This is a genomic window from Georgenia soli, assembly GCF_002563695.1.
GTDB classification, from domain to species: domain Bacteria; phylum Actinomycetota; class Actinomycetes; order Actinomycetales; family Actinomycetaceae; genus Georgenia; species Georgenia soli.
The window spans coordinates 2,753,498-2,779,459 of sequence record NZ_PDJI01000004.1; the positions used below are offsets into that span (position 1 = coordinate 2,753,498).

Here is a 25,962-nt window from a genome sequence, read left to right on the forward strand (position 1 = left end):
CTCCGTGAGTCGTCACGAACTGCCTGAGACGTCACGAACTCCCGCGGTTTGTCCGCTCGCCGGAGGGGCACGTCCGCACGCCGGATGCGCGGCTCCGCCCCTCCGGCGCCGTGCCAGACTGGCGCGGGTGAGCACGGTGACCGCCCAGGACATCACTGCCGCCCTGCGCACCGCGGTGGCCGGCGAGGTCGACGACTCGGACCGCCGGCGGGCGGAGTACTCCACGGACGCGTCGAACTACCGGGTGGTGCCGCAGGTGGTCGTCGCCCCCCGGGATGCCGACGACGTGCTCGCCGCCCTCGACGTGGCCCGCCGGCTGGAGGTCCCGGTGACCGCCCGGGGCGGGGGCACCTCGGTGGCGGGCAACGCCGTCGGGCCCGGGATGGTGCTCGACTTCTCCCGGCACCTGAACAAGGTGCTCTCGCTCGACCCGGAGGCGCGCACCGCGGTGGTCCAGCCCGGTGTGGTGATGTCGGACCTGCAGGCGGTCGCGCGCCCGCACGGGCTGCGGTTCGGGCCGGACCCCTCCACGCAGAACCGCGCCACCCTGGGCGGGATGATCGGCAACAACGCCTGCGGCCCGCACGCGGTGGCCTACGGGCGCACCGCCGACAACGTCCGCTCGCTCGAGGTCGTCGACGCCTCCGGTCGCCGCTTCACCGCCGGCGCCGGGTCCGGGGCGCTCGACGTCGTTCCGGGGCTGGAGAAGCTCGTCGGGGCCAACCTCGCGACGATCCGCACCGCGCTGGGCCGCTTCAAGCGGCAGGTCTCCGGCTACTCCCTCGAGCACCTGCTGCCCGAGAACGGCACGGACCTCGCCAAGTTCCTGGTGGGGTCGGAGGGCACGCTCGTCACCGTCCTCGAGGCCACGGTGGACCTCGTCGCGATGCCCACCGCGCCGGTGGTCGTGGCGCTCGGCTACCCCGACATGCCCACCGCGGCCGACGCGGTGCCGGCCCTCCTCGGGTTCGACCCGCTCGCGGTGGAGGGCATCGACGCCCGGCTGGTCGACGTGGTGCGCCGGCACCGCGGGCCGGCGGCCGTGCCGGAGCTGCCGCCGGGCGGCGGGTGGCTGCTGGTCGAGGTCGGCGCCCGGGAGGGCGAGGGACCCGAGGACGTGCTGGCCCGCGCCCGGGCCCTGGCCGCCGCGGGGGGGACCGACGCGGCCGCCGTCGTCCCCGCCGGGGCGCAGGCCGACGCGCTGTGGCGCATCCGGGCCGACGGCGCAGGCCTGGGCGGGCGCACCCCCGCCGGGGACCCGGCCTGGCCGGGCTGGGAGGACGCCGCCGTCCCGCCGGAGCGGCTGGGGGACTACCTGCGCGACTACACCGCCCTGATGGCCGACCGCGGCGTCGACGGGCTGCTGTACGGGCACTTCGGCGACGGGTGCGTGCACGTGCGCCTGGACCTGCCGCTGGAGACCCCCGCCGGCATCGGGCCGTCCCGGGAGTTCCTCGAGGCCAGTGCGGACCTGGTGGCCCGCTACGGCGGCTCGCTCTCCGGCGAGCACGGCGACGGCCGCGCCCGCTCCGAGCTGCTCGACCGCATGTACACCCCCGAGGTCCTCGACCTGTTCGGGCAGGTCAAGACGCTCTTCGACCCCGCCGGGCACCTCAACCCCGGTGTCCTGGTCGACCCGGCCCCGCTGGACGCGGACCTGCGCCGCCCGTACGCGAAACCGACCCCGGCGCGGAAGGGCTTCGCGTTCCTCGAGGACGGCGGCGACTTCGCCACCGCCGTGCACCGCTGCACCGGCGTGGGCAAGTGCCGCGCCGACAACTCCGCCGCCGGCGGCTTCATGTGCCCGAGCTACCAGGCCACCAAGGACGAGAAGGACGTCACCCGCGGGCGCGCCCGGGTGCTGCAGGAGCTGACCAACGGCTCCCTCATCCCGACGTGGGACTCCCCGGCGGTGCGCGACTCGCTGGACCTGTGCCTGTCCTGCAAGGCCTGCTCGGCCGACTGCCCCACCGGGGTGGACATGGCCCGGTACAAGTCCGAGGTGCTCCACCGCGCCTACGAGGGCAAGGTCCGCCCGGTCAACCACTACCTCCTCGGCCAGCTGCCCCGCTGGACCGGGCTGGTCACCAAGGTCCCCGGGCTGGCCAGGCTGAGCAACACCGTCCTCAAGGCCAGGCCGCTCGCCAGGCTGGTCCTGCGCGCGGGCGGGATGGACCCGCGCCGGGAGATGGTCACCTTCGCCGAGGAGCGCTTCTCCACGTGGTGGCGCAAGCGCGACGACGGCGCCACCGCCTCCTCGCGAGCGCGCCTCGACACCGCGACCGCTACCGGTGCACCACCCGCGGTCGGCGCGTCGAGCAGCGCTCGCGCGAGCAAGGGCCGGGCGCCGGAGCGGGCGGCGGCCGACGGCGTCGCCCGGCGCCGCGTCGTGCTGTGGGCCGACTCCTTCTCCGAGACCCTCGACAACGACGGCGCCCGCGCCGCCGTGACCCTGCTCGAGCAGGCCGGCTACGAGGTCATCGTTCCGGCCGAGAACGCCTGCTGCGGCCTGACCTGGATCTCCACCGGCCAGCTCGACGGGGCGAAGAAGCGACTGACCCACCTGCTCGGCGTGCTCGCCCCGTACGCCGCGAACGGCATCCCGGTGGTCGGGGTGGAGCCGTCGTGCACCGCGGTGCTGCGCTCGGACCTGCCCGACCTCCTGCCCGACGACCCGCGCGCGCAGATGCTCGCCGACGACACCTACACCCTCGCCGAGCTCCTCACCGCCCCCGCGCCCGTGGGCCCCGGCCCGGACTGGGTACCGCCCTCGCTCGAGGGCGTGGAGGTCGTCGCCCAGCCGCACTGCCACCACCACTCGGTCATGGGCTGGGAGGCCGACGCCGCGCTGCTCGCCCGCGCCGGGGCCACCGTCACCCGCCTGGCCGGCTGCTGCGGGCTCGCCGGGAACTTCGGCATGGAGGCCGGCCACTACGACACCTCCGTCGCCGTCGCCGAGAACGCCCTGCTCCCCGCGCTGCGCGAGGCGGGGCCGGACACCGTCTACCTCGCCGACGGCTTCTCCTGCCGCACCCAGGCCGACCAGCTCGCCGGCCGGCACGGCGTCCACCTCGCCCAGCTCCTCACCGGCCAACGCTAGGACGACGGCGGAGCGTCTCTCGTTCCCGGACGGATCAGCGCCAGGGACGACGGCGGACCCGGTCGCCCCGCCGGACGCAACCGCGGCCGGCCCCAACGCGGCCGGCCAGCGGGTTCCGGGCTCCGGTTGCTCGACGCCGACGTGAGAAGATAGGGACGGAACCCATCCCGTCTCAGAGTCAGTCAGGTCGACGTCGTATATGCCGTTCTTCGAGTTCGACGACGGGCGCCTCGTGCCTGCCCAGTTCGGTCACCCCGTCCCGGACGACATCGAGCCCGACATCCTGGAAGCCGTGCGCGACCAGGTGCTCGAGGTCGTGCAGCGACCCCTGTTCCCGATCAGCTGGCACGGCGACGGCCGGCGCCCGGGCACGTACCGCCCCGCCGGTGCGCCGGCCCCCCGGCTGACCGCGCTCGACGCCACCGGGCAGGTGGTGACCGTCGAGGTCGTCGAGGAGCTGGACTCGGCCGCCCTGGTCGACGCGCTCTCCCGCTCCGCCCGCAACGCGGGCCTCGGCTGGTCCCAGCTCGCCGACCTGTACCCGCGCGGCGTGGCCGCGTTCCGTCGGGACTGGAACGCGTTCCGTGAGCTGCTGCCGCCCAAGCCGACGGCGGGCCCGCGACTCGTGATCGTCGCCGGTGCCGTGCTCGACGAGGTGCGGCCGGCCCTGCAGGTCCTGGCCGAGTCGGGCGTCGTCGTCCACGAGCTGGCGCTGCGCCAGATGTCCAACGGACGACGGTTCCTCGAGGTCAACGAGCTGCGACCCGATCAGGTGGACGTCGGTCACGTGCTCGCGGCCGGGGTCCGGCACAACGAGCTGACCGCGGAGGCGTCGACCGGAGCCGCTGCTCCTGCCGCCGCGACGCCCCTCTCGCCCGCGACGCCGGACTCGGCCACGACGCCGGACTCGGCCACGACGCCCGTCTCGCCCACGACGCCGGACTCGGCCACGACGCCCGTCTCGCCCACGACGCCGGTCTCTCCGGCGACGCCCGCCTCGTCGACGAGCGCGCCCTCGCCGGTCTCTCCTGCGACCGCGGTCTCTCCGGCGGCCCCGGTCGCTCCCGCAACACCGGTCTCGCCGACGAGTGCCCCCTCACCGGAGTCGCCCACGACGCCGGACAGCGCACCCGGAGGCATCGACCTCCGGGACATCGCCGCCAGCCTGGACGACGAGACGCCGCTCGTGTGGGCCCAGCTGCGCCGCGGTATCCGGCACGACGCCGTCCTGACCACCGACGGCGAGATCCGGCTGCCCGACGGCGACGCCTTCGCGGACCCCCACCTCGCCGCTCGCGCGGTCTCCGGGCGCGACGACGTCGACGGCTGGCGGGTCTGGCGCTTCGGGGAGAGCGGCCCGTCGCTGGCCGACGCCCGGTCCGAGCTGGCGGCCGCCCGCGTGCGCGGTCCCCGGGCGCACCGCTCCGCCGACCGGCTCAGCCGCGCCGGCCTGCGCTGAGCGCAGGAGCCCACTCGGCGCTGCTGAGCGCCGGAGCCCGCACTCGGCGCTGCTGAGCGCCGGAGCCCACTCGGCGCTGCCGCCGCAGGAGCCCCACCTCGGCGCTCGGGACACGGCAGCGTACTCGGCGCCAGGGAGGAGTCAGCTCCCCGCGCGGGGACGCAGCGGCGTCCCTCAGCGGTGCACGTACGCCCGCGACCAGCGCCGCAGCTCGGCGTAGACGCGCCCGCGGACGTCCCGCGCGGAGAGCGTCACGTCGTGGATCGCCCCCTCGAACCGCGCGACCGTCACCAACGGCCCGAGCTGGAGCGCCCGACGTCGGATCTGCTCGACGTCGAGCACCGTGTCCGTCTCCCGCATCTGCGGCGACCAGCGCGGGGCGATGAGGGTGCGCCCCGACGTCAGCACGAGAACCGGGCAGGAGATCTCCAGGCCGGCGGCCACCTGCTGGTGCCCGGCGAGCACCGCCGCCAGCCAGCCGGCTCGGATGGGTGCTCCGACGACTCTCCACCGCGGGTCGGGTGCCCAGCCGGCGTAGAAGGGATCGTCCGTGCCGCCGTCGGGAAGCGGGCCGTCGTCGTCGGTCCAGCCGGTGAGGGTGCGCTGGTAGAAGCCCAGGTCCGACGTCGGCAGGACGGCCCGCGGCTGCAGCTTCGCCAGGCTCCCCACGATGGGCTGCGCCACCCCCCGCAGGATCGCCGACCCCTGCAGCTCCAGCCACGGCGAGTTGAGCACCAGCGCCCGCAGAGCCCCGGGGTGGCGGTGCGCCCACAGCGCCGCGGTCAGGCCGCCGGTGGAGTGCCCCATGAGGACGAGGTCGGTGCCGACCCCGAGCTCCGCGCGCACCACCTTCAGCGCGGCGTGGATGTCCTCGTCGTAGACGGTCAGCGACTCCATGAAGCCGCGGGTCTGGTGCGCCCGCAGGGACCGGCCGTACTTGCGCAGGTCCAGGGCGTAGAAGGCGCCCCCGTCGGCGGACCAGCGCCGTGCCAGCTCGCGCTGGTAGAAGTAGTCGTTCCACCCGTGCAGGTACAGCACGGCGAACGTGGGTGACGACGGCGTGCCCGGCAGGGCGTCCGGGTCGTCGGCCGGGACGTGGCGGACCAGGGTCGCGGCCACCTCGCCCTCGTCGTCGTCGTGCAGGGGAAGCGTCCTGGCCTGGAACCCCGCACCGAGCACGTCCGGCGTCCAACGGTCGGCCGGCGGCGGTGCCGGCAGCTCGACGATCTCCTCGGGCAGCACCGCGCCGCCGTCCGTCCGGTCGGGGGACGTCTCCTCCACCTTGCTGTTCCTGCGGGCCATGGCCCCATCATGCCGTCCGCCGGGACGGCGCCGCAGGTGCCGGGGCACGTCCCCCGGGGATGATTCGCCAGCGGACGGGCCCACGCGGGCATGTGACGCCCTCCCCGCGCCGGCCGCGGGGTGCGTGAAGCCGTCAGCGCGCCGTGCGCGCCACGGGTGCGACGGCGCGGAGGAACCGGCCGAGCAGGGCCGCCACCTGGTCGTGCTCGATGAGGAACCCGTCGTGCCCGAACGGCGAGCGGACGTACGCCACCGGGCCGGCCGTCGGCACGGCGGCCGCGATGCGCTCGGACTCGGCGGGGAAGAAGAGGCGGTCCGAGTCGACGGCGACCACCAGCGTCTCGGCGGTCACCTGGGCCAGGGCGGCCTCCACGCCGCCGCGGTCCCGGCCGACGTCGTGGGTCGTCATCGCCCGGGTCAGCGTGAGGTAGCTGTTGGCGTCGAAGCGCTCGGCCAGCTTGGTGGCGTGGTGGTCGAGGTAGGACTGCACGGCGAACCGGCCGCCGGAGAGCGGCTCCTCGCCGCCCTGGGGGATCCGGCCGAACCGCTGGTCCAGCTCCACGGGGGTGCGGTAGGTCGTGTGGGCGATCTGCCGGGCCAGGCCCAGGCCGGCGTGCGGGCCGTGGCCGGGTGCGGCGTCGTAGTAGTCGCCGCCGCGCCAGTTGGGGTCGAGCTCGATGGCGGCCAGCTGCGCGTGGGACCACGCGATCTGCTCGGCGCTCGTCTGCGCGCACGAGGCGACGACGGCGATGGCGCCGACCCGCTCGGGCGCGGTCACCGCCCACTCGAGCACGCGGTGGCCGCCCATGGAGGCGCCGACCACCAGCGCCCAGCGCTCGATGCCGAGCAGGTCGCTCAGCTCGAGCTCGGCGGCCACCTGGTCGCGCACCGTCAGGACCGGGAAGCGCGACCCCCACGGGGTGCCGTCGGGGGCGGGTGAGGAGGGCCCCGTGGACCCCTGGCACCCGCCGAGGACGTTCGGGGCGACGACGAAGTAGCGGTCGGTGTCGATGGCCCGGCCCGGCCCGACCACCTGGTGCCACCAGCCGGGGTCGGCGTCGTCGGGGCCGTGCCCGGTGACGTGGGAGTTGCCGGTGAGCGCGTGCAGGACGAGGACGGCGTTGTCGCCGGCCTCGTTGAGCTCACCCCACGTCTCGTAGGCGAGCCGGACGTGCGGCAGCCGGCCGCCCGCCTCCAGCGGCAGCGCCCCGAGGTCGGCGAACCGGCGCCCGGCCGGGTCGTCGCCCTCGCGCCAGGCACCGGTGGCCGGCAGGGTCGCCGGGTCGACGGTGCGGCGCGCGCGCCGGGAGTCGTGGCGCGCCGGGGCGCCGTCGGCGGAGAACGACGTCCCTGCCGACGGCGCGCCCGGGCGGGGCGGCCGGCTGCCGGTGCTCACGCGCCGGCCTCGGTGGTGGCCGGGGTGCCGGTGAAGGAGGCGGCCGCCTCCAGCCCGAGCCGCAGGTCGGCGAGGATGTCCTCGATGTTCTCGATGCCGACGGCGAGACGGACCAGCCCGGCGCTCACGCCGGCCGCCTCGAGCTCCTCCGGGTTCAGCTGCGAGTGCGTCGTCGAGGCCGGGTGGATCACCAGCGACCGGACGTCGCCGATGTTGGCGACGTTCGAGTGCAGCTTGAGGGCGTCGACGAACGCCAGGCCGGCCGCGTAGCCGCCGGTCAGCTCGAAGGCGAGGACGGCGCCCGCGCCCCTGGGGGCGTACCGCTGCGCCCGCTCGTACCAGGGGGAGGAGGGCAGCCCGGCGTAGGCGACGCGGCTCACCTGGTCGTTCCCCTCGAGGAACTCGGCGACCTTCCGGGCGTTCGCGACGTGGCGCTCGACGCGCAGGGAGAGGGTCTCGATGCCCTGGCCGATGAGAAAGGCGTTGAGCGGGGAGACCGCGGGACCCATGTCGCGCAGCAGCTGGACGCGGGCCTTGAGGATGAAGGCCTGGGCGCCGAGGTCCTTGTAGACCAGGCCGTTGTAGCTCGGGTCCGGGGTGTTGTAGTTCGGGAAGCGCTCGGGGCTGGCGGACCAGTCGAAGGTGCCGCCGTCGACGATGGCGCCCGCGATGGAGGTGCCGTGGCCGCCGAGGTACTTCGTCGCCGAGTGGATGACGATGTCGGCGCCGTGCTTGAGAGGCTGGATGAGGTACGGGGTGGCGATGGTGTTGTCCACCGCCAGCGGCACGCCGACCTCGTGGGCGACGGCGGCGACGGCCTCGATGTCCAGGATCGCGCTCTTCGGGTTGGCGATCGTCTCGCCGAAGAACAGCTTGGTGCGCTCGTCGGCGGCCGCGCGCCACGACTCCGGGTCGTCCGGGTCCTCGACGAACTTCGTGGTGACGCCGTACTTGCTCAGCGTGTGCACGAGCAGGTTGACGGTGCCGCCGTACAGGTTGGGGCTGGCGACGATGTTGTCCCCGACCTCGGCGATGTTGAGGATCGTCAGCGTCGTCGCGGCCTGGCCGGAGGCGACCAGCAGACCGCCGACGCCGCCCTCCAGAGCCGCGATGCGGTTCTCGACCGTCTCCTGCGTCGGGTTGGTGATGCGGGTGTAGATCGGCCCGGCCTCGGCGAGGGAGAAGCGGCCGGCGGCCTGGGCGGCGTCCTCGAACACGAACGACGTCGTCTGGTAGATCGGCAGCGCGCGGGCGCCGGTGGCGGCGTCGGGCGTCTGGCCGGCGTGGACCTGGAGGGTCTCGAAGGACCAGGCGGTCCCGGCGGTCTCGTTGCTCATTGTCTGCTCCTGGTGGTGGGGGTAGGAGCGGGCCAACGAGCCGCGGAGCGTGCCGCCTGTCCCGTCAGCCCGCGGTGGGGCTGGCAGTGACGTGCACGTCGGGGTGTGGGGCCCTCCGCCACCTTGTCAGGGGCGTCCGACCGGGTCAGACCGGTACGAGGGCATGCCGAACGTGCGCGTCAGCGGCACATTCGGCGGAGGAACATGCGACCGACTCTAGGCAGCGTCCCGGCGCTGGACGAGTGGTGTCTTGCATGGTGGGACGCGGGGAGAGTGCCCCGATCTCTCCGGAGCGGCGGAGGTCTGTCCAGCAGAGTGCCCGTGGGTCCGGCTCCCGAGCACGGGGAGTGGTCGGTGCTCCTGTCCTGGTCAGGGAGCGCGGGACCTCGGGCTCGTCTCGAGGGCGGCGGCGAGGGCGGGACGAACGTCCCGTACCCGCGAAGTTCGCCACCGATGTTGCATGTGTGACTGATGTGAACAGAGTTGTTCCTGTTCACAATTCGGCGATCGTCCGATAGCGTCACCTCCGGCGCCTTCCCCCTGGCGTCAACCCGACACGCCGCGGTGTGCGACGGAGCGGGATCTGAAGGAAGTACTCGGAGGTACCGTGGCGACCACCCTCAGGCGCTCTGCGCGCGCGACGGCCGCGTTCGCAGCGCTCGCACTCGGCAGCACGCTGCTCGCGACCGCAGCGAACGCCGCACCGAGCGAGGACGACGTCGAGGCGTCCCGGTCCGCGGAGCGGTCCACCTCCGGCCAGATCGCCGAGCTCGAGATCGAGCTCGCCCGGGTCTCCGCCCAGGCGGAGGAGGCGCAGGTGCGGGCGCAGCTCGCGAACGAGGACTACCTGGAGTCCCAGGTGGAGCTCGAGGCCGCCGTCGCGACGGCCGAGAAGGCGCAGGCCGAGGCGGACGCCGCGGCCGAGGAGCTGGAGGCCGCGCGTACGGAGCTCGGGCAGATCGGTGCAGCCCTCTACCGCGACGGAGCGGGCAGCCTGTCGGGGATCACGCCGTACCTCTCGGCCGAGAGCTTCACGGACGCCATGGCGCGCACCAACACGCTCGACCGGCTGGGCAACCGCGCCGACAGCCAGGTGCAGCGCTTCGACGCGCTCCGCCAGGTCCACTCCACTCTCCAGCGCCGCGCCGACGACTCGGTCGCCGCGCAGCAGGAGGCCACCGCCGCGCTCGCCGCGGCCGCGGAGGAGGCGGAGTCGAGCTTCGCCGCCGCGCAGACGCAGGTGAGGCTGTCGAACGAGCGCCGCGAGCAGCTCATCGGCCAGCTCGCGGAGCAGCGCAGCACCACCGTGGAGCTCGAGCGGGAGCGGCAGGCCTCCCTCGACGCCGAGCGTCGTCGCCGTGAGGAGAACGTCGCCCGCAACGAGGCGCTCGCGGCTGCTGCGCCGGCGGCGCCGACGTCCGCCCCTGCGACTCCCGCGACGCCTGCGACGCCTGCGACTCCCGCGACGCCCGCGGCCCCGGCCGCGCCCGCCCAGCCTGCACAGCCCGCCGCGCCCGCTGCCCCTGCGAGCCCGAGCCCGGCCACGCCTGCCCGTCCGGCACCTGCGCCGTCGCCGGCCCCGGCGCCCGCTCCCGCACCTGCCCCGGCGCCCGCCCCCGCTCCCGCTCCCGCGCCGGCCCCGGCTCCCGCACCGGCGCCCGCTCCGGCTCCGAGCCCCAAGCCGGCCCCGAAGCCGGCTCCGGCTCCTGCACCCGCCCCCGCTCCGAAGACCTCTGCGGCGCAGACGGCGATCGCCTGGGCGCGCACGCAGATCGGCACGCCCTACGTGTGGGGCGCCACGGGCCCGAACGGCTACGACTGCTCCGGCCTGACCATGCGCGCGTTCCAGCAGGCCGGTGTCTCACTCCCGCGCAACACCCGCTCCCAGTGGGACGCCACCGCACGCGTGCCCCTGAGCCAGCTGCAGCCGGGCGACCTGGTGTTCTGGAGCAACAACGGCCAGCGCTCAGGGATCTACCACGTGGCCATCTACACCGGCAACGGCATGCGGCTGCACGCGCCGACCCCCGGCAAGACGGTGGAAGAGGTGCCGATGTGGCACGTCAACATCATGCCGTACGGCGGTCGGGTCTGACCCGAGCCTGAAGCGGGCGACCGTCGTTCGACAGCCTCTCGAGGCGGGCGACCGTCGTTCGACGTCGGCCGCCGCGCTCAGTGGCCCTGCACGTCGTCCCTGTACGTCGAGAACGCCCTAACTGCTCGAGTCCGTGTTCGGACGAGCAGTTAGGGCGTTCTCGTAATGGGCGGACGGTGCCCGGCTCAGACGGCGGTGCCGGCGTCGCCCGGGCCGGTGGGGTCGGCGTGGCCGCGGTCGCCGTCGGCCGAGATCGCCTCGTCGGGGCGGGTCGCGCCGTGGTTGCCGCCGTGGTTGTCGTAGTACCCGGCGTCCTTGGCACGCTGGTAGGAGCGGCGGATCTCCTCCTCCGCCTCCTCACGGCCCACCCAGTGCGCGCCCTCGACGGACTTGCCCGGCTCGAGGTCCTTGTAGACCTCGAAGAAGTGCTGGATCTCCAGGCGGTGGAACTCGGAGACGTCGTCGATCTCGGTGCGCCAGGAGGCGCGCTGGTCCCCGACCGGCACGCACAGCACCTTGTCGTCACCGCCGGCCTCGTCGCGCATGCGGAACATGCCCAGCGCGCGGCAGCGGATCAGACAGCCGGGGAACGTGGGCTCCTCCAGGAGGACGAGCGCGTCCAGCGGGTCGCCGTCCTCGCCGAGGGTCTCCTCGATGAAGCCGTAGTCGTCGGGGTAGCGCGTGGAGGTGAAGAGCATCCGGTCGAGCCGGATGCGGCCCGTCTCGTGGTCCACCTCGTACTTGTTGCGGTTCCCCTTCGGGATCTCGATCGTGACGTCGAACTCCACGGCTTCCCTCCCCGCGCCGGCATGCGGCGCCGATGCATCGCTCACGCGTCCGGCGCTTACCTGCCCGGCCGCTCCTGGCCACTAGTGTGGCGTACCGAGTGGTGTGGTCGCGCACGCGGCCCGCCGACGGACGAGCCGGGGGAGCAGTGGGACTGATGCGCCGCACCACCACGATCGTGGCTGTGCTCGCGGTCGGCCTGGCCGGCTACGGCACCGCCGACGCCGCCGACCTGGTGCCCGGGGTGCTGACCACTGACCCGGTCCCGGCCGAGGCGCAGCCCTTCCCCGACGTCGAGCTGCCCGGCGGCGACCTGGTCGCCCCCACCGTGCCCGGCCCCGACGAGGACGCGCCCGTGCCCAGCGCCGCGGCGCTCGAGCAGCTGACGACGGCGTTGGAGGAGGACGACCGGCGCACCGGCACCTTCGGTCTCGTCGTCGCCGACGCCATCACCGGCGAGGTGCTCCTCGACCACGACGGCGACACCCCCCGCACGCCCGCGTCCTCCCTCAAGGTGCTCACCGCCGCCGCGGCGCTGGACGCCCTCGGGCCCGCCCGCACCCTGCCGACCAGGGCGGTGCTCGCCGGCCAGGACCGGGTGGTGCTCGTCGGCGGGGGCGACATCCTGCTGGCCGCGGGGGAGGGGGACCCGTCGGCGGTCGTCGGCCACGCCGGGCTCGGCGACCTCGCGGCGGCGGCGGCGCAGACGCTGAAGGACCAGGGCGTCACCAGCGTCCGGGTCGACGTCGACGACACCCTCTTCACCGGCCCGGCGCACCACGCCGACTGGGACGACATCGATCGCCGCTTCGTCATGCCGATCCAGCCGCTGGCGATCGAGGCGGGCCGGGACGGCGGGGCCTACGCCGCGGATCCCGCGGCGGACGCCGGCCGGGCGTTCGCCGCAGCGCTGGCCGCGAACGGCGTCGAGGTCGTCGGTGACGTCGGCCGCCGTGCCGCCGGCGCGGACGCCACGCCCCTCGCCGAGGTCGGGTCCGCCCCGCTCAGCGCCGTCGTCCGCCACATGCTCAAGGCCTCCGACAACTCCGTCGCCGAGGCGCTCGCCCGGCTCGTGGCCGTCGAACGCGGCCAGGAGCCCGACTTCCCCGGCGGCACCTCGGCGGTGCGCGGGCAGCTGAGCGACCTCGGCGTCGACGTCACCGGGGTGACCATGGCCGACTCCTCGGGACTGAGCACCGCCACGTCGGTGCCGCCGTCGGCGCTGCTGGACGTGCTGCGCCTGGCGTCCGAGGACTCGCACCCCTCCCTGCACGGGCTCGTCTCCGGCCTGCCCGTGGGCGGGCTGGACGGCACGCTCGCCGACCGGCTCACCGGTGACGCGGCCGGTCACGTCCGCGCCAAGACCGGCACGCTCGTGCGGGCTGTCTCCCTGACCGGCAGCGTGGTCACCGCTGACGGCCGCCCGCTGCTGTTCTCCCTGCTCGCCTCCGACCTGGAGGTCGGCACGGGCAAGCAGGCCCGTATCGCCCTCGACGCCTGGGTCTCCTCCCTCGCGGCGTGCGGGTGCGGCTGACCGGTTACCGTGGCCCCATGAGCAGCGCCGTCGACTGGCAGGTGGCCGTGCGCCGCGCCGGGAGCCTGTCGCGCCCGGGTCCGCGCGGCACGCCGGCGGAGCTGCGCGCCCTCATCAAGGTGCTGCGCGCCGCGGCCGCCGAGGCCCCCGGCCACGTCGGCGAGATCACCGGGCTGCGCCGCGCCGCGGCCCAGGTCGCGGCCACCCCGGTTTTCGTCGTCGACCGCCCGCGGTGGGCCCAGGCGAACGTGGAGATGTTCGCCCACCTCACCGACGGCCTCCTGCCCACGCCGAAGGTGCCGGGCTCGGCCCGGGTCGCCGGGGAGGAGATGGGCGTCATGCTCGCCCTCCTCTCCCCGAAGGTCCTCGGCCAGTTCGACCCCTTCACCCCCGCCGACGGCGGCCCCGGCCGGCTCCTCCTCGTCGCCCCCAACGTGCTCAAGGTGGAGCGCGAGCTGAACCTCGACGCGATGGACTTCCGCCTGTGGGTGTGCCTGCACGAGCAGACGCACGCCGTGCAGTTCGCCGCGGCGCCGTGGCTCGTCGACCACCTGTCCGGGAAGATGCGTGACCTCGTCGGCGGCGTCACCGCGACCCCGACCGACGGCTCCGAGCGGCTCGTCCGCGCCGTCCGCGCCGTCGTGGAGGCCCTGACCTCCGGCATCGGCGGCGGGGTGGCGGACAACCCCGTCCCGGAGCTCGGCGGCCCGCTCGTCGACGCCTTCCTCGACCCCGAGGAGCGCGCGGCGATGGGGGAGATCGTCGCCGTGATGAGCCTGCTGGAAGGGCACGCCGACGTCGTCATGGACGCCGTCGGGCCGGCCCGCCTGCCGTCGGTGCGCCGCATCCGCGCCGCGTTCGAGAAGCGCCGCGACGGCACCTCCACGCTCGACATCATGCTGCGGCGGCTGCTCGGCATGGACGCCAAGGTCGCGCAGTACCGCAACGGCGCCCGGTTCGTGCGCGCCGTCGTCGAGAAGGTGGGCCACGACGGGCTCAACGCGGTGTGGACGGCGCCCGAGCTGCTGCCCACGGCGGCCGAGGTCGCCGACCCGGTGGCCTGGGTGCGGCGCGTCCACGGCTGAGCCGTGGCCGGACCGCATCCCGACGTCGCCGCCGCCCGCCGGGCCGTCCGCGAGACGCTCGCCGACCTGCCGCCCGGCGCGCGCGTGCTCGTCGCCTGCTCCGGCGGCGCCGACTCCCTCGCGCTTGCCGCCGCCACGGCGTTCGTGGCGCCGCGGGCCGGCTGGCAGGCCGGCGCCGTCGTCGTCGACCACCGCCTCCAGGACGGCTCCGTCGAGGTCGCGCGCGTCGCGGCGGCGCAGTGCCGGGACCTCGGCCTGGACCCGGTCGTCGTCCGCGAGGTCGACGTCGACGGCGGAGCTCGCGGGACCGGCGCCGGCGGGCCCGAGGCGGCGGCCCGCACCGCCCGGTACGCGGCGCTCGCCGACGCGGCCGCGCAGGCCGGCGCGGCCGCCGTCCTCCTCGGGCACACCCTGGACGACCAGGCCGAGACCGTGCTCCTCGGGCTCGCCCGGGGGTCCGGCGCCCGGTCGCTGGCCGGGATGCCGCCCGTCCGCGGCCTGTGGCACCGGCCGTTCCTGGGCCTGCGCCGGACCCAGACCGAGCAGGTGTGCCGGGCCGTCGGGTTGGACTTCATCCGCGACCCCACCAACGCCGCCTCCGGGCCGTGGCGCGCCGCGGACGGCAGCCCGCTGCGGCGCGCGGCCGTGCGCGAAAGGGCGCTGCCCGCGCTGACCGAGGCGCTCGGGCCGGGCGTCGTCGAGGCGCTCGGCCGCACCGCCGCCCACCTCGCCCGGGACACCGACCTCCTCGACGCCCTCGCGCAGGACCTTCTGGACCGGGCCGTCGCGGCCGCCGGCGAGGGGGCGGGAGGCGCCGCGGGCCCTGACGACGACGCGCCGCACCCCACCGACGACAGCGGCGTCACGCTCGACGTCGCCGTCCTCGCCGACGCCCACCCGGCGCTGCGCACCCGGGCCCTCCACGCCGCAGCGCTGCGCGCCGGCGCCACCCCGGGGGCCCTGGCGGCCGTCCACGTGGAGGCCCTCGACGCTCTCGTGACCCGTTACCACGGCCAGGGCGCGGTGCCGCTGCCCGGGCCGGTTCTCGGGCGCCGCCGGTGTGGCAGGCTAACTCTGGCGCCGCCGGACCCGGGGAGCCCGGCCGGCCCGGCACGGACGTAGCACAGCGAGGAGACCCGAGTGGACGCGCAGGACATGGGGCAGGACCTGGAGAAGGTGCTGCTCACGCAGGAGCAGATCGACACCCGGCTGACCGAGATGGCCGCCGAGATCGACGCCGACTACGCGGGCAGGGAGGTCCTGCTCGTCGGGGTGCTCCGCGGCGCGGTGATGGTGATGGCGGACCTCTCCCGCAAGCTCCACCTGCCGGTGCAGATGGACTGGATGGCGGTCTCCTCCTACGGCTCGGGCACCAAGTCCTCCGGCGTCGTGCGCATCCTCAAGGACCTGGACACGGACCTGCACGGGCGCGACGTCCTCATCGTCGAGGACATCATCGACTCGGGCCTGACGCTGTCCTGGCTGCTCGCCAACCTGCGTTCCCGCGGCCCCGCGTCGGTGGAGATCGCCACGCTGCTGCGCAAGCCGGAGGCCGCGAAGGTCGACGTCGACGTGCGGTACGTGGGCTTCGACATCGCCCCCGAGTTCGTCGTCGGGTACGGGCTGGACTACGCCGAGCGGTACCGGCACCTGCCGTTCGTGGGGACGCTCGCGCCGCACGTCTACGGCGGCTGAGCGGCCGGGCCGTACTGCCCTGCGCGAACATCGAGCCACCGCTCAGCCCGCGGTCAGGTTTGTCGTATACCGTCGTGGGATCCGCGCGACCAGGAGGGACGAGGGCCTAGCCCACACTCGATGAACGCCAAGAATCTGCTGCGGGGTCCACTCGTCTGGATCCTGATCATGCTCGTGCTCATCTCCCTGGGGTGGTCCCTCCTGGGGCAGTCCGGCACCCAGCGGATCGACACCTCCCAGGGTCTGGAGCTGCTCAAGGGGAAGACCGTCGAGCAGGTCGAGATCACGGAGGGCGCCCAGCGGGTGCGCCTGACGCTGTCCGAGCCCTTCAAGGCCGACCACGGCGAGGGCGGCACCGTGGACAAGGGCAAGAGCGTGGAGTTCTTCTACGTCCAGCCCCAGGGTGACCAGGTCGTGAAGGCCGTCGAGGCGGCGAACCCCGACAAGGGGTACAACTCCGTGGTCCCGCAGACGTCCATCTGGACGTCGCTGCTGACCTTCATGCTGCCGATGATCATCATCTTCATCGTCTTCTGGTGGCTGCTCTCCAGGGCGCAGGGCGGCGCCGGCGGCATGATGAAGTTCGGCAAGTCCAAGGCCAAGATGGTCAGCAAGGAGAACCCCCAGGTCACCTTCGCCGACGTCGCCGGCGAGGACGAGGCCGTCGAGGAGCTCCAGGAGATCAAGGAGTTCCTCGCCGAGCCGGAGAAGTTCCAGGCCGTCGGGGCCAAGATCCCCAAGGGCGTGCTGCTCTACGGACCGCCCGGCACCGGCAAGACGCTCATCGCGCGCGCCGTCGCCGGCGAGGCCGGCGTGCCGTTCTTCTCCATCTCCGGCTCCGAGTTCGTCGAGATGTTCGTCGGCGTCGGCGCCTCCCGCGTGCGCGACCTCTTCGAGCAGGCCAAGTCCAACGCGCCGGCCATCATCTTCGTCGACGAGATCGACGCCGTCGGCCGCCACCGCGGCACCGGCATGGGCGGCGGCCACGACGAGCGCGAGCAGACCCTCAACCAGCTCCTCGTCGAGATGGACGGGTTCGACGTCCACACCAACGTCATCCTCATCGCCGCCACCAACCGCCCGGACGTCCTCGACCCCGCGCTGCTGCGCCCGGGCCGCTTCGACCGCCAGGTGGCCGTCGAGGCGCCCGACCTGCACGGGCGGTCCGCGATCCTCAAGGTCCACGCCCAGGGCAAGCCCATGGCGCCCGGGGTGGACCTGGACATGGTCGCCAAGCGCACCCCCGGGTTCACCGGCGCCGACCTGGCCAACGTCCTCAACGAGGCGGCGCTTCTCACCGCGCGCTCCAACGCCCAGCTCATCGACGACCGTGCCCTGGACGAGGCGATCGACCGCGTCATCGCCGGCCCGCAGAAGCGCACGCGCGTGATGAACGAGAAGGAGCTCAAGGTCACCGCGTACCACGAGGGCGGTCACGCGCTCGCCGCGGCCGCGCTGCGCTACACCGACCCGGTGACCAAGGTGACGATCCTGCCCCGCGGCCGTGCCCTGGGCTACACGATGGTCATGCCGACGGAGGACAAGTACTCCACCTCGCGCAACGAGCTGCTCGACCAGCTCGCCTACGCCATGGGCGGGCGCGTGGCGGAGGAGATCGTCTTCCACGACCCGACCACCGGCGCCTCGAACGACATCGAGAAGGCCACCGCCATCGCCCGGAAGATGGTCGTCGAGTACGGCATGAGCTCGCGCGTCGGCGCCATCAAGCTCGGCCAGACCCAGGGTGAGCCGTTCCTGGGCCGCGACCTCGGCCACCAGCGCGACTACTCCGAGGACGTCGCACGCATCGTCGACGAGGAGGTCCGCAGGCTCATCGAGGCGGCCCACGACGAGGCGTGGGAGATCCTCAACACCTACCGCGACGTGCTCGACCACCTCGTCCTGGAGCTCCTCGAGAAGGAGACGCTCAACGAGGCGGAGCTCGCCCGCGTGTTCGCCCCGGTGACCAAGCGCCCCGCGCGGCCGGTGTGGCTCTCCTCCGAGGACCGCTACGTCAGCGACCGTCCCCCGGTCCAGACCGCGGCCGAGCGTGCCCGGGGCGAGCACATGCTGCCCGAGGACCAGGTGGCCGCGGCGGGCGAGACCCGACTCGGCGAGCACGGCCCGGGCGTCGGCCAGATCCCCGACGGCGGAACGGTCGGCGGCCCCGCCGAGGGGCTCTGATGGTGGCGCAGGACCCCACCGGGACCGGCTCCGCGACCTGGGACGCCGGGATCGCGGGCTCGCCCCCGGAGGCCGACGGCATGGCGAGCGACTCCTCGCCGATCCGCTACCGGCACACGCCCCGCCCCTACGACGCCGACGGCGTGCGCCGGGCCGTCCGGGACCTGCTCGCCGCGGTCGGGGAGGACCCCGACCGGGAAGGGCTTCTCGGCACCCCGGACCGCCTGGCCCGCTCCTTCGCGGAGATCTTCGCCGGTCTCGCCGAGGACCCCGCCGACCACCTCGACGCCGTGTTCGACATCGGGCACGAGGAGATGGTCCTCGTGCGCGACATCCCGCTGTACTCGATGTGCGAGCACCACCTGCTGCCGTTCCACGGCGTCGCCCACGTCGGCTACATCCCCGCGGAGAACGGCCGCGTGACGGGGCTGAGCAAGCTCGCCCGCCTCGTCGAGGGCTACGCCCGCCGCCCGCAGGTGCAGGAGCGGCTGACCTCGCAGGTGGCCGACGCCCTCGTCGACCGGCTGGAGCCCCGGGGCGTGATCGTCGTCGTCGAGGCAGAGCACCTCTGCATGTCCATGCGCGGCGTGCGCAAGCCCGGCTCCCGCACGATCACCTCCGCCGTGCGCGGTCAGATGCGCCGTGCCGCCACCCGTGCCGAGGCGATGAGCCTGCTCGTGAACCGGGCCTGAGGGCGCCGACGGCTAGCCTGGGGGAATGAGCGAGCGAGTGGTGCGGCGTGCCGCCATGGGGCCGGAGCCCCTGCCCGAGGCGCTGCGCGAGCCCGGCCGGACGCTGGTGATGGGCGTCGTCAACGTCACGCCGGACTCCTTCTCCGACGGCGGCCAGTGGTTCGACACCGACGTCGCGATCGCTCACGCCCGCCACCTCGTCGCCCAGGGCGCCGACATCGTCGACGTCGGTGGTGAGTCGACCCGTCCCGGCGCCGCCCCGGTCACCCCCGAGCAGGAGCTCGCCCGGGTGCTTCCCGTCGTCGAGACGCTCGCCCGGGAGGGCGCCGTCGTCAGCGTCGACACCGTCAACGCCGCCACCGCGGAGGCGGTCACCGAGGCGGGCGCGCTCATCGTCAACGACGTCTCCGGCGGCCTGGCCGACCCGCAGATGACCGCGACCGTGGCCCGCACCGGCGCGGTCTACGTCCTGCAGCACTGGCGCGGCACCCCCGAGACCATGAACTCCCTGGCCGTCTACGACGACGTCGTCGCCGAGGTCCGCGCGGAGCTCTCCCAGCGCCTCGACGAGGCGCTCGCCGCCGGCGTCCGCGAGGAGCAGGTCGTCCTCGACCCGGGTCTCGGCTTCGCGAAGGACGCGACCCACAACTGGACCCTCCTGGCGCACCTCGACGCGCTCCTCGAGCTCGGCCGGCCCCTGCTGGTCGGGGCGTCGCGCAAGCGGTTCCTCTCCGGCGTCGTCCCGCCCCGCCTCGCCGACGAGCCGCTCGCGCGCGACGCGGCGACCGCCGCCGTCAGCGCGCTCTCCGCCGCGGCCGGGGCGTGGGCGGTGCGGGTGCACGAGGTGGCCCCCAGCATGGACGCGGTGCGGGTGGCGGCCGCGTGGCAGGGGCACCGGTGACGGGCGCCGGCGGCCCCGTCCTCGACGACGACGGACGCGAGCTCGACCGCATCCGCCTCCTTGGCGTGCGGGCCCGCGGGCACCACGGGGTGCTCGAGCACGAGCGCCGCGACGGGCAGGAGTTCTCCGCCGACGTCGTCCTCCACCTCGACACCCGGGCCGCCGGCCGCGCCGACGACCTGGCCCTGACCGTGAGCTACGCCGACGTCGGCGAGGACGTCGTCGCCGTCCTCGCGGGCGAGCCGGTCGACCTGGTGGAGACGCTCGCGGAACGCATCGCGGACGCGGCCCTCGCCCGGCCGGGCGTGCGTGCCGTCGACGTCACCGTGCACAAGCCGCAGGCACCGCTGACCGTCCCCTTCGACGACGTCCAGGTCTCCGTCCGCCGCCGGGCGGCCACGGCCGGCCGGGTGGCCGGCGCTGCGGGGGACGCTGAGACCGCAGAGGCGGCGGTCGCAGAGATCGCCGAGGCCGCGGCACCGGGTGACGCCGACGACTCAGCTCCGCTCCGGCGTCGTCCCGCCCGGCCCGTGCCGCTGGTCCTGGCGCTCGGCGCGAACCTCGGCGACGCCGTCGGGACGCTGCGCGAGGCGGTCACCGAGCTGGCCCATGCCGCCGGCGTCAGCCTCACCACGGTCTCGCCACTGGCACGGACCGCCCCCGTCCTGGCCCCCGGGCAGGCGTCCCAGCCCGACTACCTCAACGCCGTCGTGCTGGGCACCACCACCCTGGCCCCGGCGGAGGTCCTCGCCCTCGCGCACCGGGTCGAGGACGACCACGACCGCCGGCGCACCGAGCGGTGGGGCGCGCGGACGCTGGACGTGGACGTCGTCGCCTACGGGGACCTGGTCAGCGACGACCCCGAGCTGACCCTGCCGCACCCGCGCGCGCACGAGCGCGCCTTCGTCCTGGCCCCCTGGGCCCGTGCCGAGCCCACCGCCGTGCTGCCCGGCCCGCACGGCGGCCCGGTGGCCGACCTCGCCGCCCGGGCGCGCGACCGCGCCACCCTGACGTGGGCGGGGGAGGACTGGCTCCGCACCGACCCCCGGACCGCGGCGGAGCCTGCCGTGGAGGGAGAGCGGTGAGCCGCACCTCCTGGCAGAGCCTCGTCCTCCTGGCCCTCGGCGGCGGTCTGATCTGCTTCCTCCTGCTCGAGGGCGCCGAGGCACGGGGGTTCCTGCCGGTGCCGGTGCCGATGATCTCCGCCGCCGGGCCCGCGGTCTTGGCCGTCGTCCTGCTCTGGCTCGGGCGGGGCGTCCGGCGCCTCGTGCGGCAGGAGGCCACCTCGATGACACCCCTCGGCGCGGCGCGGGTGGTGCTGCTGGCCAAGGCGAGCTCCCTGGTCGGCTCCGTGCTCGTCGGGTACTTCGCCGCGCAGGTCCTCGTCGCGCTCGACAACCTCTCCGCCCCGCTCCCTCGGGAGCAGGCGATCGCCGCCGGCCTGGCGCTGCTCAGCTGTCTCGCGCTCGTGGCCGTCGCGCTGCTGGTCGAGTGGTGGTGCCGCGTGCCGCCCGACGACGAGGACGACTCCTCCGGCGTCAACCACGGCGCCTCCGCCGCCTGAGCTCCGTCCCGAGGATGATGGAACGGCCCGCGAACTCTGCCACCCTGGGACGGTGACCGAGGACATGACGACGAGCGGGCTCCCCACGACCGGCGACGGCCGCGCCACCCGCGACCCCTTCGACCCGGCGGGGATCACGTTCACGCCCGTGTCGAAGGGGCTGGTGACCGCCCGGCTGATCAGCCTGGTCGCCACGTTCGTGCTGCCGGTGGTCGGGTCGGTGGCGCTGGGGATCCTCGTGGGCGGCTGGGCCTTGGTCGCGCCTGTCGCCGTGCTCGCCGTGCTGGCCTGGCTGCTGTGGCTCATCCCGCGCCAGGTCCGCGCCATCGGGTACGCCGAGGCCGACGACGACCTGCTCGTGCGCAAGGGGATCCTCTTCCGCTCGCTCACCGTGGTGCCGTACGGCCGCATGCAGTTCGTCGACGTCAACGCCGGTCCGCTCGACCGGCGCTGCGGCGTGGCCGAGGTGCGCCTGCACACCGCCGCCGCCCAGACGGACGCCACCATCCCCGGGCTCCCGCCGGCGGAGGCGGCCCGGCTGCGCGACCGCCTCACCGCCCGCGGCGAGGCCAGGCTGGCGGGGCTGTGACCGCCCCGTTCCCCGACGGCGCGCCCCACGCGGCCGGCCCGCCCCACCCCGCCGAGTCGCTCCCTGCCCCGCGGGACGGGGGCGGGGACCCGCGTGCCGACGGCGTGACCTGGCGCCGGGTCCACAAGATCACCCCGATCCTCAACGCCTGGAAGGTCGTCGCCGCGGTCGTGGCCGCCGTCGTCTGGCAGGTCTCCGACCAGATCGCGAACCTGCCCGACGTCTGGGAGTCCGTCGCCCGGTACCGCACCACGGTGCTGCTGGCCGTCGCCGGTGCCCTGGTGCTCGTCGCGCTCGTCGCCGGGCTGTACTCGGTGCTCTCCTGGCGGCGGATGCAGTTCGCGGTGACGAGCGAGTCCGTCGACCTGCACACCGGCATCCTCTTCCGCCAGCAGCGGCACGCCCGTCTGGTCCGCATCCAGGCGGTCGACGTGGTCCAGCCGCTCCTCGGGCGGCTGTTCGGGCTCGCCCAGGTGCGGGTGGAGACGGCCGGCGGCGGCGAGTCCAACGTGGTGATCGGCTACCTCCACGAGGCGGAGGCGCAGGCACTGCGCAACGAGGTCATGGCGCGGGCGGCCGGCGTCGACGTCTCCGAGGCCCGCGCGTCCGGCACGCCGGACGGGGCGGCCGGCCCTCCGGACGGAGCCTTCCCGGAGGCTCCCGGGGGAGCGGTCCACGGGGCCGCGGGCCCCGGCGGTGCGGCACGGGGCGGACCGAGGGCCGGCCGGAACGTGGCACCCGTCGTGGCCGCCGCCCCCGAGCGCGAGCTGCTGCAGGTCCCGCCCGGCCGGCTCGTGGCCTCCCTCGCGATCTCCGGCAGCCTCACCCTCTTCGTGCTCGTCATGATCGGCCTCCTGGTGGCTGCGGTGGTCACCGAGAGCTTCGCCCCCATCTTCGGTGCGGTGCCCGCGCTGCTGGGCTGGGCCGGCTACCTGTGGAACCGCTTCGCGGGAGAGTTCGGTTTCCGGGCCGCGCTCTCGCCCGACGGCATCAGGCTGCGCCACGGTCTCCTCGAGACGCGCACGCAGACCCTCCCGCCGGGGCGCGTGCAGGCGGTCCGGCTCTCGCAGGCGCTGCTGTGGCGGCGGTTCGACTGGTGGCGGGTCGAGGTGAACGTGGCCGGGTACGGCGCCGACCCCATGGGGAAGGGCGCCGTCGAGACGGTGCTGCTGCCCGTCGGCCCGCGCGGGGACGCGCTGACCGCGCTGTGGCTGGTGCTGCCCGATCTCGGCGTCGACGACGCGGCCGAGCTGCTCGACGCCGCCCTGGAGGGCTCCGGCGAGACGGCCGGCTTCCGGACCAGCCCCCGCCGGGTGCGCTGGCTGGATCCGCTCACCTGGCGGCGCAACGGGCTGCGCATCACCCGCACGGCGCTGCTCATGCGCAGCGGCCGCCTCTCGCGCCACCTCGTCGTGGTGCCGCACGAGCGCACCCAGTCACTGGCGATCACGCAGGGACCGCTCGAACGCCGGTTCCACGTGGCGGACCTGCACGCCCACTCGGTCCCCGGGCCCGTCACCCCGGTCGGCCACCACCTCGACGCCACGCTCGCCCTGACGATCCTGCGCGAGCAGGCCGGCCGCGCCCGGAGCGCCCGCGCCGCCGAGGGGCCGGAGGAGTGGATGCGGCGCGTGCAGGTGCCGGGCACCGGGTCGACCGGCCAGCTCGCGCCGGGGCACCTCGCGCCCGGGCACCTCGGGGACGGGCAGACCGCGGGCGGGCAGCTCATCGACGAGGACCGGACGACGGGACGGTCCGGGCCCCTGGGATGATGGGGGCGTGAGCAACCCACCCACCGAACCCGCACGCCCCGGCGCGCGCCCCGGACGTCTCGGCGTCGGAGTCGTCGGCGCGGGCCGCGTCGGCGCCGTCCTGGCGAGCGCGCTGCGCAGCGTGGGGCACGCCGTCGTCGGGGCCACCGCCGTCTCGGCCGAGAGCCGGGACCGGGTGGAGGCCCTCCTCCCCGGGGTGCCCGTGCTGGAGATCGAGGAGGTCGTCGAGCGTGCGGAGCTCGTGCTCCTCACCGTCCCCGACGACGTCCTCGCCGACCTCGTGCGCGGCCTCGCCGAGCTCGGGCGCTGGCAGCCCGGCCAGCTCGTCGTCCACACCTCCGGCCGCTACGGCACCGAGGTGCTCGCGCCCGCCCGGGCGGCCGGGGCCATCACCCTGGCCATCCACCCGGCGATGACGTTCACCGGCACGAGCCTGGACATCTCCCGGCTCACCGGCTGCCCCTTCGCGGTGACGGCCGCGGGACCCGTGCTGCCCATCGCCCAGGCCCTCGTGGTCGAGATCGGCGGCGAGCCCGTGGTGGTGGCGGAGGAGGATCGTCCCGTCTACCACGCCGCCCTCGCGCACGGCGCGAACCACCTCGTCACCCTGGTGGCGCAGGCCGAGCGCGCGCTCCGGACCGCCGGCCTCGACGAGCCCGGGACCTACCTGGCGCCGCTGCTCTCCGCCGCCCTGGACGGCGCCGTGCGCGGCGGCGAGCAGGGGCTGACCGGGCCCGTCGTCCGGGGTGACGCGGGCACTGTCGAGGCCCACCTGGCCGCGCTCGGCGGCCTGGGGGAGGAGCTCGCCGACGTCGCCGACACCTACCGCCACCTCGCCCGTGCCACCACCCGCCGCGCGCTGGCGACGGGCCGGCTGAGCGACGCCCCCGCCGCCCGGCTGCTCGACGTCCTGGCCGACGGCGCCTCCGCCGCTGACGAGCGGGCCGGGACGACGGCGGCGGGGGCGGCGTGGCCGCCTGCAGCGGCGGGCGGCGCCCGCGCGGCGGCCGCGACGACGCCCGGAGACCGGGCCGGGCGGGCGCCGGAGCCGGCGACACCGCTCGAGCCGGTCGTGGTGCGCACCCGCGCCGAGCTGCGGGGCGCGCTCGCCGCGCTGCCCGGGACCCGGGCGCTGGTGATGACCATGGGCGCCCTGCACGAGGGGCACCTCACGCTCGTCCGGGAGGCGCGCTCGCGGGCCGAGCACGTGGTGGTCTCCGTCTACGTCAACCCGCTCCAGTTCGGCCCGGGCGAGGACTTCGAGGCCTACCCCCGGGACCTCGACGCGGACGTGGCGCTGCTCGCCCACGAGGGCGTCGACCTCGTGTTCGCCCCCTCCGACGACGAGGCCTACGTGGCCGAGCCGCTCGTGCGCGTCGACCCGGGGCCGGTGGCCGGCGTGCTCGAGGGCCGTACCCGGCCCGGACACTTCGCCGGCGTCCTGCAGATCGTCGCCAAGGTGCTGAACCTGGTGCGCCCCGACGTCGCCGTCTTCGGGCAGAAGGACGCCCAGCAGCTCGCGCTCGTGCGCACCCTCGTGCGTGATCTTGATCTCGGGGTCGAGATCGTCGGCGTGCCGATCCGCCGGGAGGACGACGGGCTGGCCATGTCCAGCCGCAACGCCTACCTCTCGCCCGGCGAGCGCCGTCGTGCCCTGACCCTCTCCCGGGCGCTGGCCGCGGGGCGGGACGCCGCGGCCGCGGGCGGCACGGCCGCCCAGGTGCGCCGGGTGTCCGAGGAGGTCCTGGCCGCTGCGGACGGCGTCGAGGTGGACTACCTTGCTCTTGTCGATCCGGACACGTTCCTCCCGCTGGACGAGCGTGCGACGGGCCCCGGCCTTCTCGCCGTGGCCGCCTGGGTCGGGACCACCCGGCTCATCGACAACATGACCGTCGACCTGCAAGGAACCCGCCCGTGACCACCCCCCGCTCACTGCTGCGGCCCATGATGATCTCCAAGATCCACCGGGCCACCATCACCGCGGCGGACCTGCACTACGTCGGCTCGATCACCGTCGACGCCGACCTGCTCGACGCCGCGGACCTGCTGCCCGGCCAGCAGGTCGACGTCGTGGACGTCACCAACGGCGCCCGCCTGACCACCTACGTCATCCCCGGCGAGCGCGGCTCCGGGGTGCTGTGCATCAACGGTGCCGCCGCCCACCTCGTCAACGCCGGCGACCTGGTCATCCTCATCGCCTACGGCCAGCTCTCCGACGCCGACGCCCGCACCTACACCCCCCACGTGGTGTTCGTGGACGACCGCAACCGCATCGTCGACGTGGGCGACGAGCCGGGGCAGGTGCCGGACACCCAGGCCGGCGAGGCGCCCTACGTCGAGGCCAGCGGCATCACCACCGCCTCGTACCGGGCGTCGCTGCCCGGCGAGGACCCGTCCGTCCTCATCTGAGACGGCGCACCCCGGCCCCGGGGCGGCGCACCTCACGGGGCCGCCGGGGAAAGGCGCTCCCG

19 protein-coding genes and 1 pseudogene are annotated in these 25,962 nt (G+C 75.0%); 16 read left to right on the forward strand and 4 right to left on the reverse strand.

All coding sequences use genetic code 11. The features are described 5' to 3' along the window. The first annotated feature begins 118 nt into the window (after nucleotides 1–118). Nucleotides 119–3,100, forward strand: a complete 2,982-nt coding sequence (locus tag ATJ97_RS13765; RefSeq protein ID WP_098485471.1) for an FAD-binding and (Fe-S)-binding domain-containing protein — start codon at nucleotides 119–121, stop codon at nucleotides 3,098–3,100. Nucleotides 3,101–3,299: 199 nt separating this feature from the next. After that, a complete protein-coding gene (locus tag ATJ97_RS13770; protein WP_098484236.1) occupies nucleotides 3,300–4,559 on the forward strand; it encodes a restriction system modified-DNA reader domain-containing protein in 1,260 nt (419 codons plus the stop codon). Nucleotides 4,560–4,733: 174 nt separating this feature from the next. Here the strand turns inward: ATJ97_RS13770 and ATJ97_RS13775 are convergent, their stop codons facing one another. The 3 genes from ATJ97_RS13775 to ATJ97_RS13785 all read right to left on the reverse strand — a co-directional run bounded on the left by ATJ97_RS13775 (nucleotide 4,734) and on the right by ATJ97_RS13785 (nucleotide 8,594). Next, nucleotides 4,734–5,861 carry an alpha/beta hydrolase gene (locus ATJ97_RS13775; RefSeq protein WP_098484237.1) on the reverse strand — a complete coding sequence of 376 codons (1,128 nt, stop codon included), beginning with the start codon at nucleotides 5,859–5,861 and terminating at the stop codon, nucleotides 4,734–4,736. Nucleotides 5,862–5,994: 133 nt separating this feature from the next. Beyond that, a complete protein-coding gene (gene metX / locus ATJ97_RS13780) occupies nucleotides 5,995–7,134 on the reverse strand; it encodes a homoserine O-acetyltransferase MetX (RefSeq protein ID WP_245862855.1) in 1,140 nt (379 codons plus the stop codon). A 119-nt stretch (nucleotides 7,135–7,253) separates the two neighbouring features. Next, the gene (locus tag ATJ97_RS13785; protein ID WP_098484239.1) at nucleotides 7,254–8,594 is read right to left on the reverse strand and encodes a bifunctional o-acetylhomoserine/o-acetylserine sulfhydrylase; all 1,341 of its coding nucleotides are present in this window, start codon (nucleotides 8,592–8,594) and stop codon (nucleotides 7,254–7,256) included. 607 nt (nucleotides 8,595–9,201) lie between these two features. Between ATJ97_RS13785 and ATJ97_RS13790 the strand changes: the two genes are divergently transcribed. Further along, a complete protein-coding gene (locus ATJ97_RS13790; RefSeq protein WP_098484240.1) occupies nucleotides 9,202–10,689 on the forward strand; it encodes a C40 family peptidase in 1,488 nt (495 codons plus the stop codon). Nucleotides 10,690–10,982: 293 nt separating this feature from the next. Here ATJ97_RS13790 and ATJ97_RS13795 read toward each other — a convergent pair. Next, a pseudogene (locus tag ATJ97_RS13795) lies at nucleotides 10,983–11,477 on the reverse strand (inorganic diphosphatase); the annotation flags it as partial. Between the two features lie 155 nt (nucleotides 11,478–11,632). Between ATJ97_RS13795 and dacB the strand changes: the two are divergent. From dacB to panD, 13 genes are all read left to right on the forward strand, one after another. Further along, nucleotides 11,633–13,009: a D-alanyl-D-alanine carboxypeptidase/D-alanyl-D-alanine endopeptidase gene (gene dacB / locus ATJ97_RS13800; RefSeq protein ID WP_098484241.1), complete on the forward strand. Its 1,377-nt coding sequence runs from the start codon at nucleotides 11,633–11,635 to the stop codon at nucleotides 13,007–13,009. Between the two features lie 17 nt (nucleotides 13,010–13,026). Beyond that, nucleotides 13,027–14,094: a zinc-dependent metalloprotease gene (locus tag ATJ97_RS13805; RefSeq protein ID WP_098484242.1), complete on the forward strand. Its 1,068-nt coding sequence runs from the start codon at nucleotides 13,027–13,029 to the stop codon at nucleotides 14,092–14,094. A gap of 3 nt (nucleotides 14,095–14,097) precedes the next feature. Further along, a complete protein-coding gene (gene tilS, locus ATJ97_RS13810) occupies nucleotides 14,098–15,216 on the forward strand; it encodes a tRNA lysidine(34) synthetase TilS (protein ID WP_098484243.1) in 1,119 nt (372 codons plus the stop codon). A gap of 18 nt (nucleotides 15,217–15,234) precedes the next feature. Beyond that, the gene (gene hpt, locus ATJ97_RS13815) at nucleotides 15,235–15,789 is read left to right on the forward strand and encodes a hypoxanthine phosphoribosyltransferase (protein WP_098484244.1); all 555 of its coding nucleotides are present in this window, start codon (nucleotides 15,235–15,237) and stop codon (nucleotides 15,787–15,789) included. 120 nt (nucleotides 15,790–15,909) lie between these two features. Further along, on the forward strand, nucleotides 15,910–17,973 hold the full coding sequence (gene ftsH, locus ATJ97_RS13820) for an ATP-dependent zinc metalloprotease FtsH (protein WP_098484245.1): 2,064 nt from the start codon (nucleotides 15,910–15,912) through the stop codon (nucleotides 17,971–17,973). Nucleotides 17,974–18,053: 80 nt separating this feature from the next. Then, nucleotides 18,054–18,665, forward strand: coding sequence for a GTP cyclohydrolase I FolE (gene folE, locus ATJ97_RS13825; RefSeq protein ID WP_098485472.1), 612 nt, complete (start codon nucleotides 18,054–18,056; stop codon nucleotides 18,663–18,665). Between the two features lie 25 nt (nucleotides 18,666–18,690). After that, entirely contained in the window at nucleotides 18,691–19,566 is an 876-nt protein-coding gene (gene folP / locus ATJ97_RS13830; RefSeq protein ID WP_211287238.1) for a dihydropteroate synthase, read from the forward strand. Then, nucleotides 19,548–20,651, forward strand: coding sequence for a 2-amino-4-hydroxy-6-hydroxymethyldihydropteridine diphosphokinase (gene folK, locus ATJ97_RS13835; RefSeq protein ID WP_245862520.1), 1,104 nt, complete (start codon nucleotides 19,548–19,550; stop codon nucleotides 20,649–20,651). The genes folP and folK overlap by 19 nt, the downstream gene beginning before the upstream one ends. After that, complete coding sequence (locus tag ATJ97_RS13840) at nucleotides 20,648–21,130, forward strand: DUF3180 domain-containing protein (protein ID WP_170037469.1); 483 nt, start codon at nucleotides 20,648–20,650, stop codon at nucleotides 21,128–21,130. Before folK ends, ATJ97_RS13840 begins: the two co-directional genes overlap by 4 nt. A gap of 64 nt (nucleotides 21,131–21,194) precedes the next feature. Continuing rightward, entirely contained in the window at nucleotides 21,195–21,719 is a 525-nt protein-coding gene (locus ATJ97_RS13845; RefSeq protein WP_098485475.1) for a PH domain-containing protein, read from the forward strand. Beyond that, the gene (locus tag ATJ97_RS13850; protein WP_245862523.1) at nucleotides 21,716–23,491 is read left to right on the forward strand and encodes a PH domain-containing protein; all 1,776 of its coding nucleotides are present in this window, start codon (nucleotides 21,716–21,718) and stop codon (nucleotides 23,489–23,491) included. The genes ATJ97_RS13845 and ATJ97_RS13850 overlap by 4 nt, the downstream gene beginning before the upstream one ends. Nucleotides 23,492–23,498: 7 nt before the next feature. After that, nucleotides 23,499–25,409, forward strand: coding sequence for a pantoate--beta-alanine ligase (panC, locus tag ATJ97_RS20770; RefSeq protein ID WP_211287239.1), 1,911 nt, complete (start codon nucleotides 23,499–23,501; stop codon nucleotides 25,407–25,409). Nucleotides 25,410–25,435: 26 nt separating this feature from the next. Further along, the gene (gene panD / locus ATJ97_RS13865) at nucleotides 25,436–25,900 is read left to right on the forward strand and encodes an aspartate 1-decarboxylase (protein ID WP_098485478.1); all 465 of its coding nucleotides are present in this window, start codon (nucleotides 25,436–25,438) and stop codon (nucleotides 25,898–25,900) included. Nucleotides 25,901–25,962: the final 62 nt, after the last annotated feature.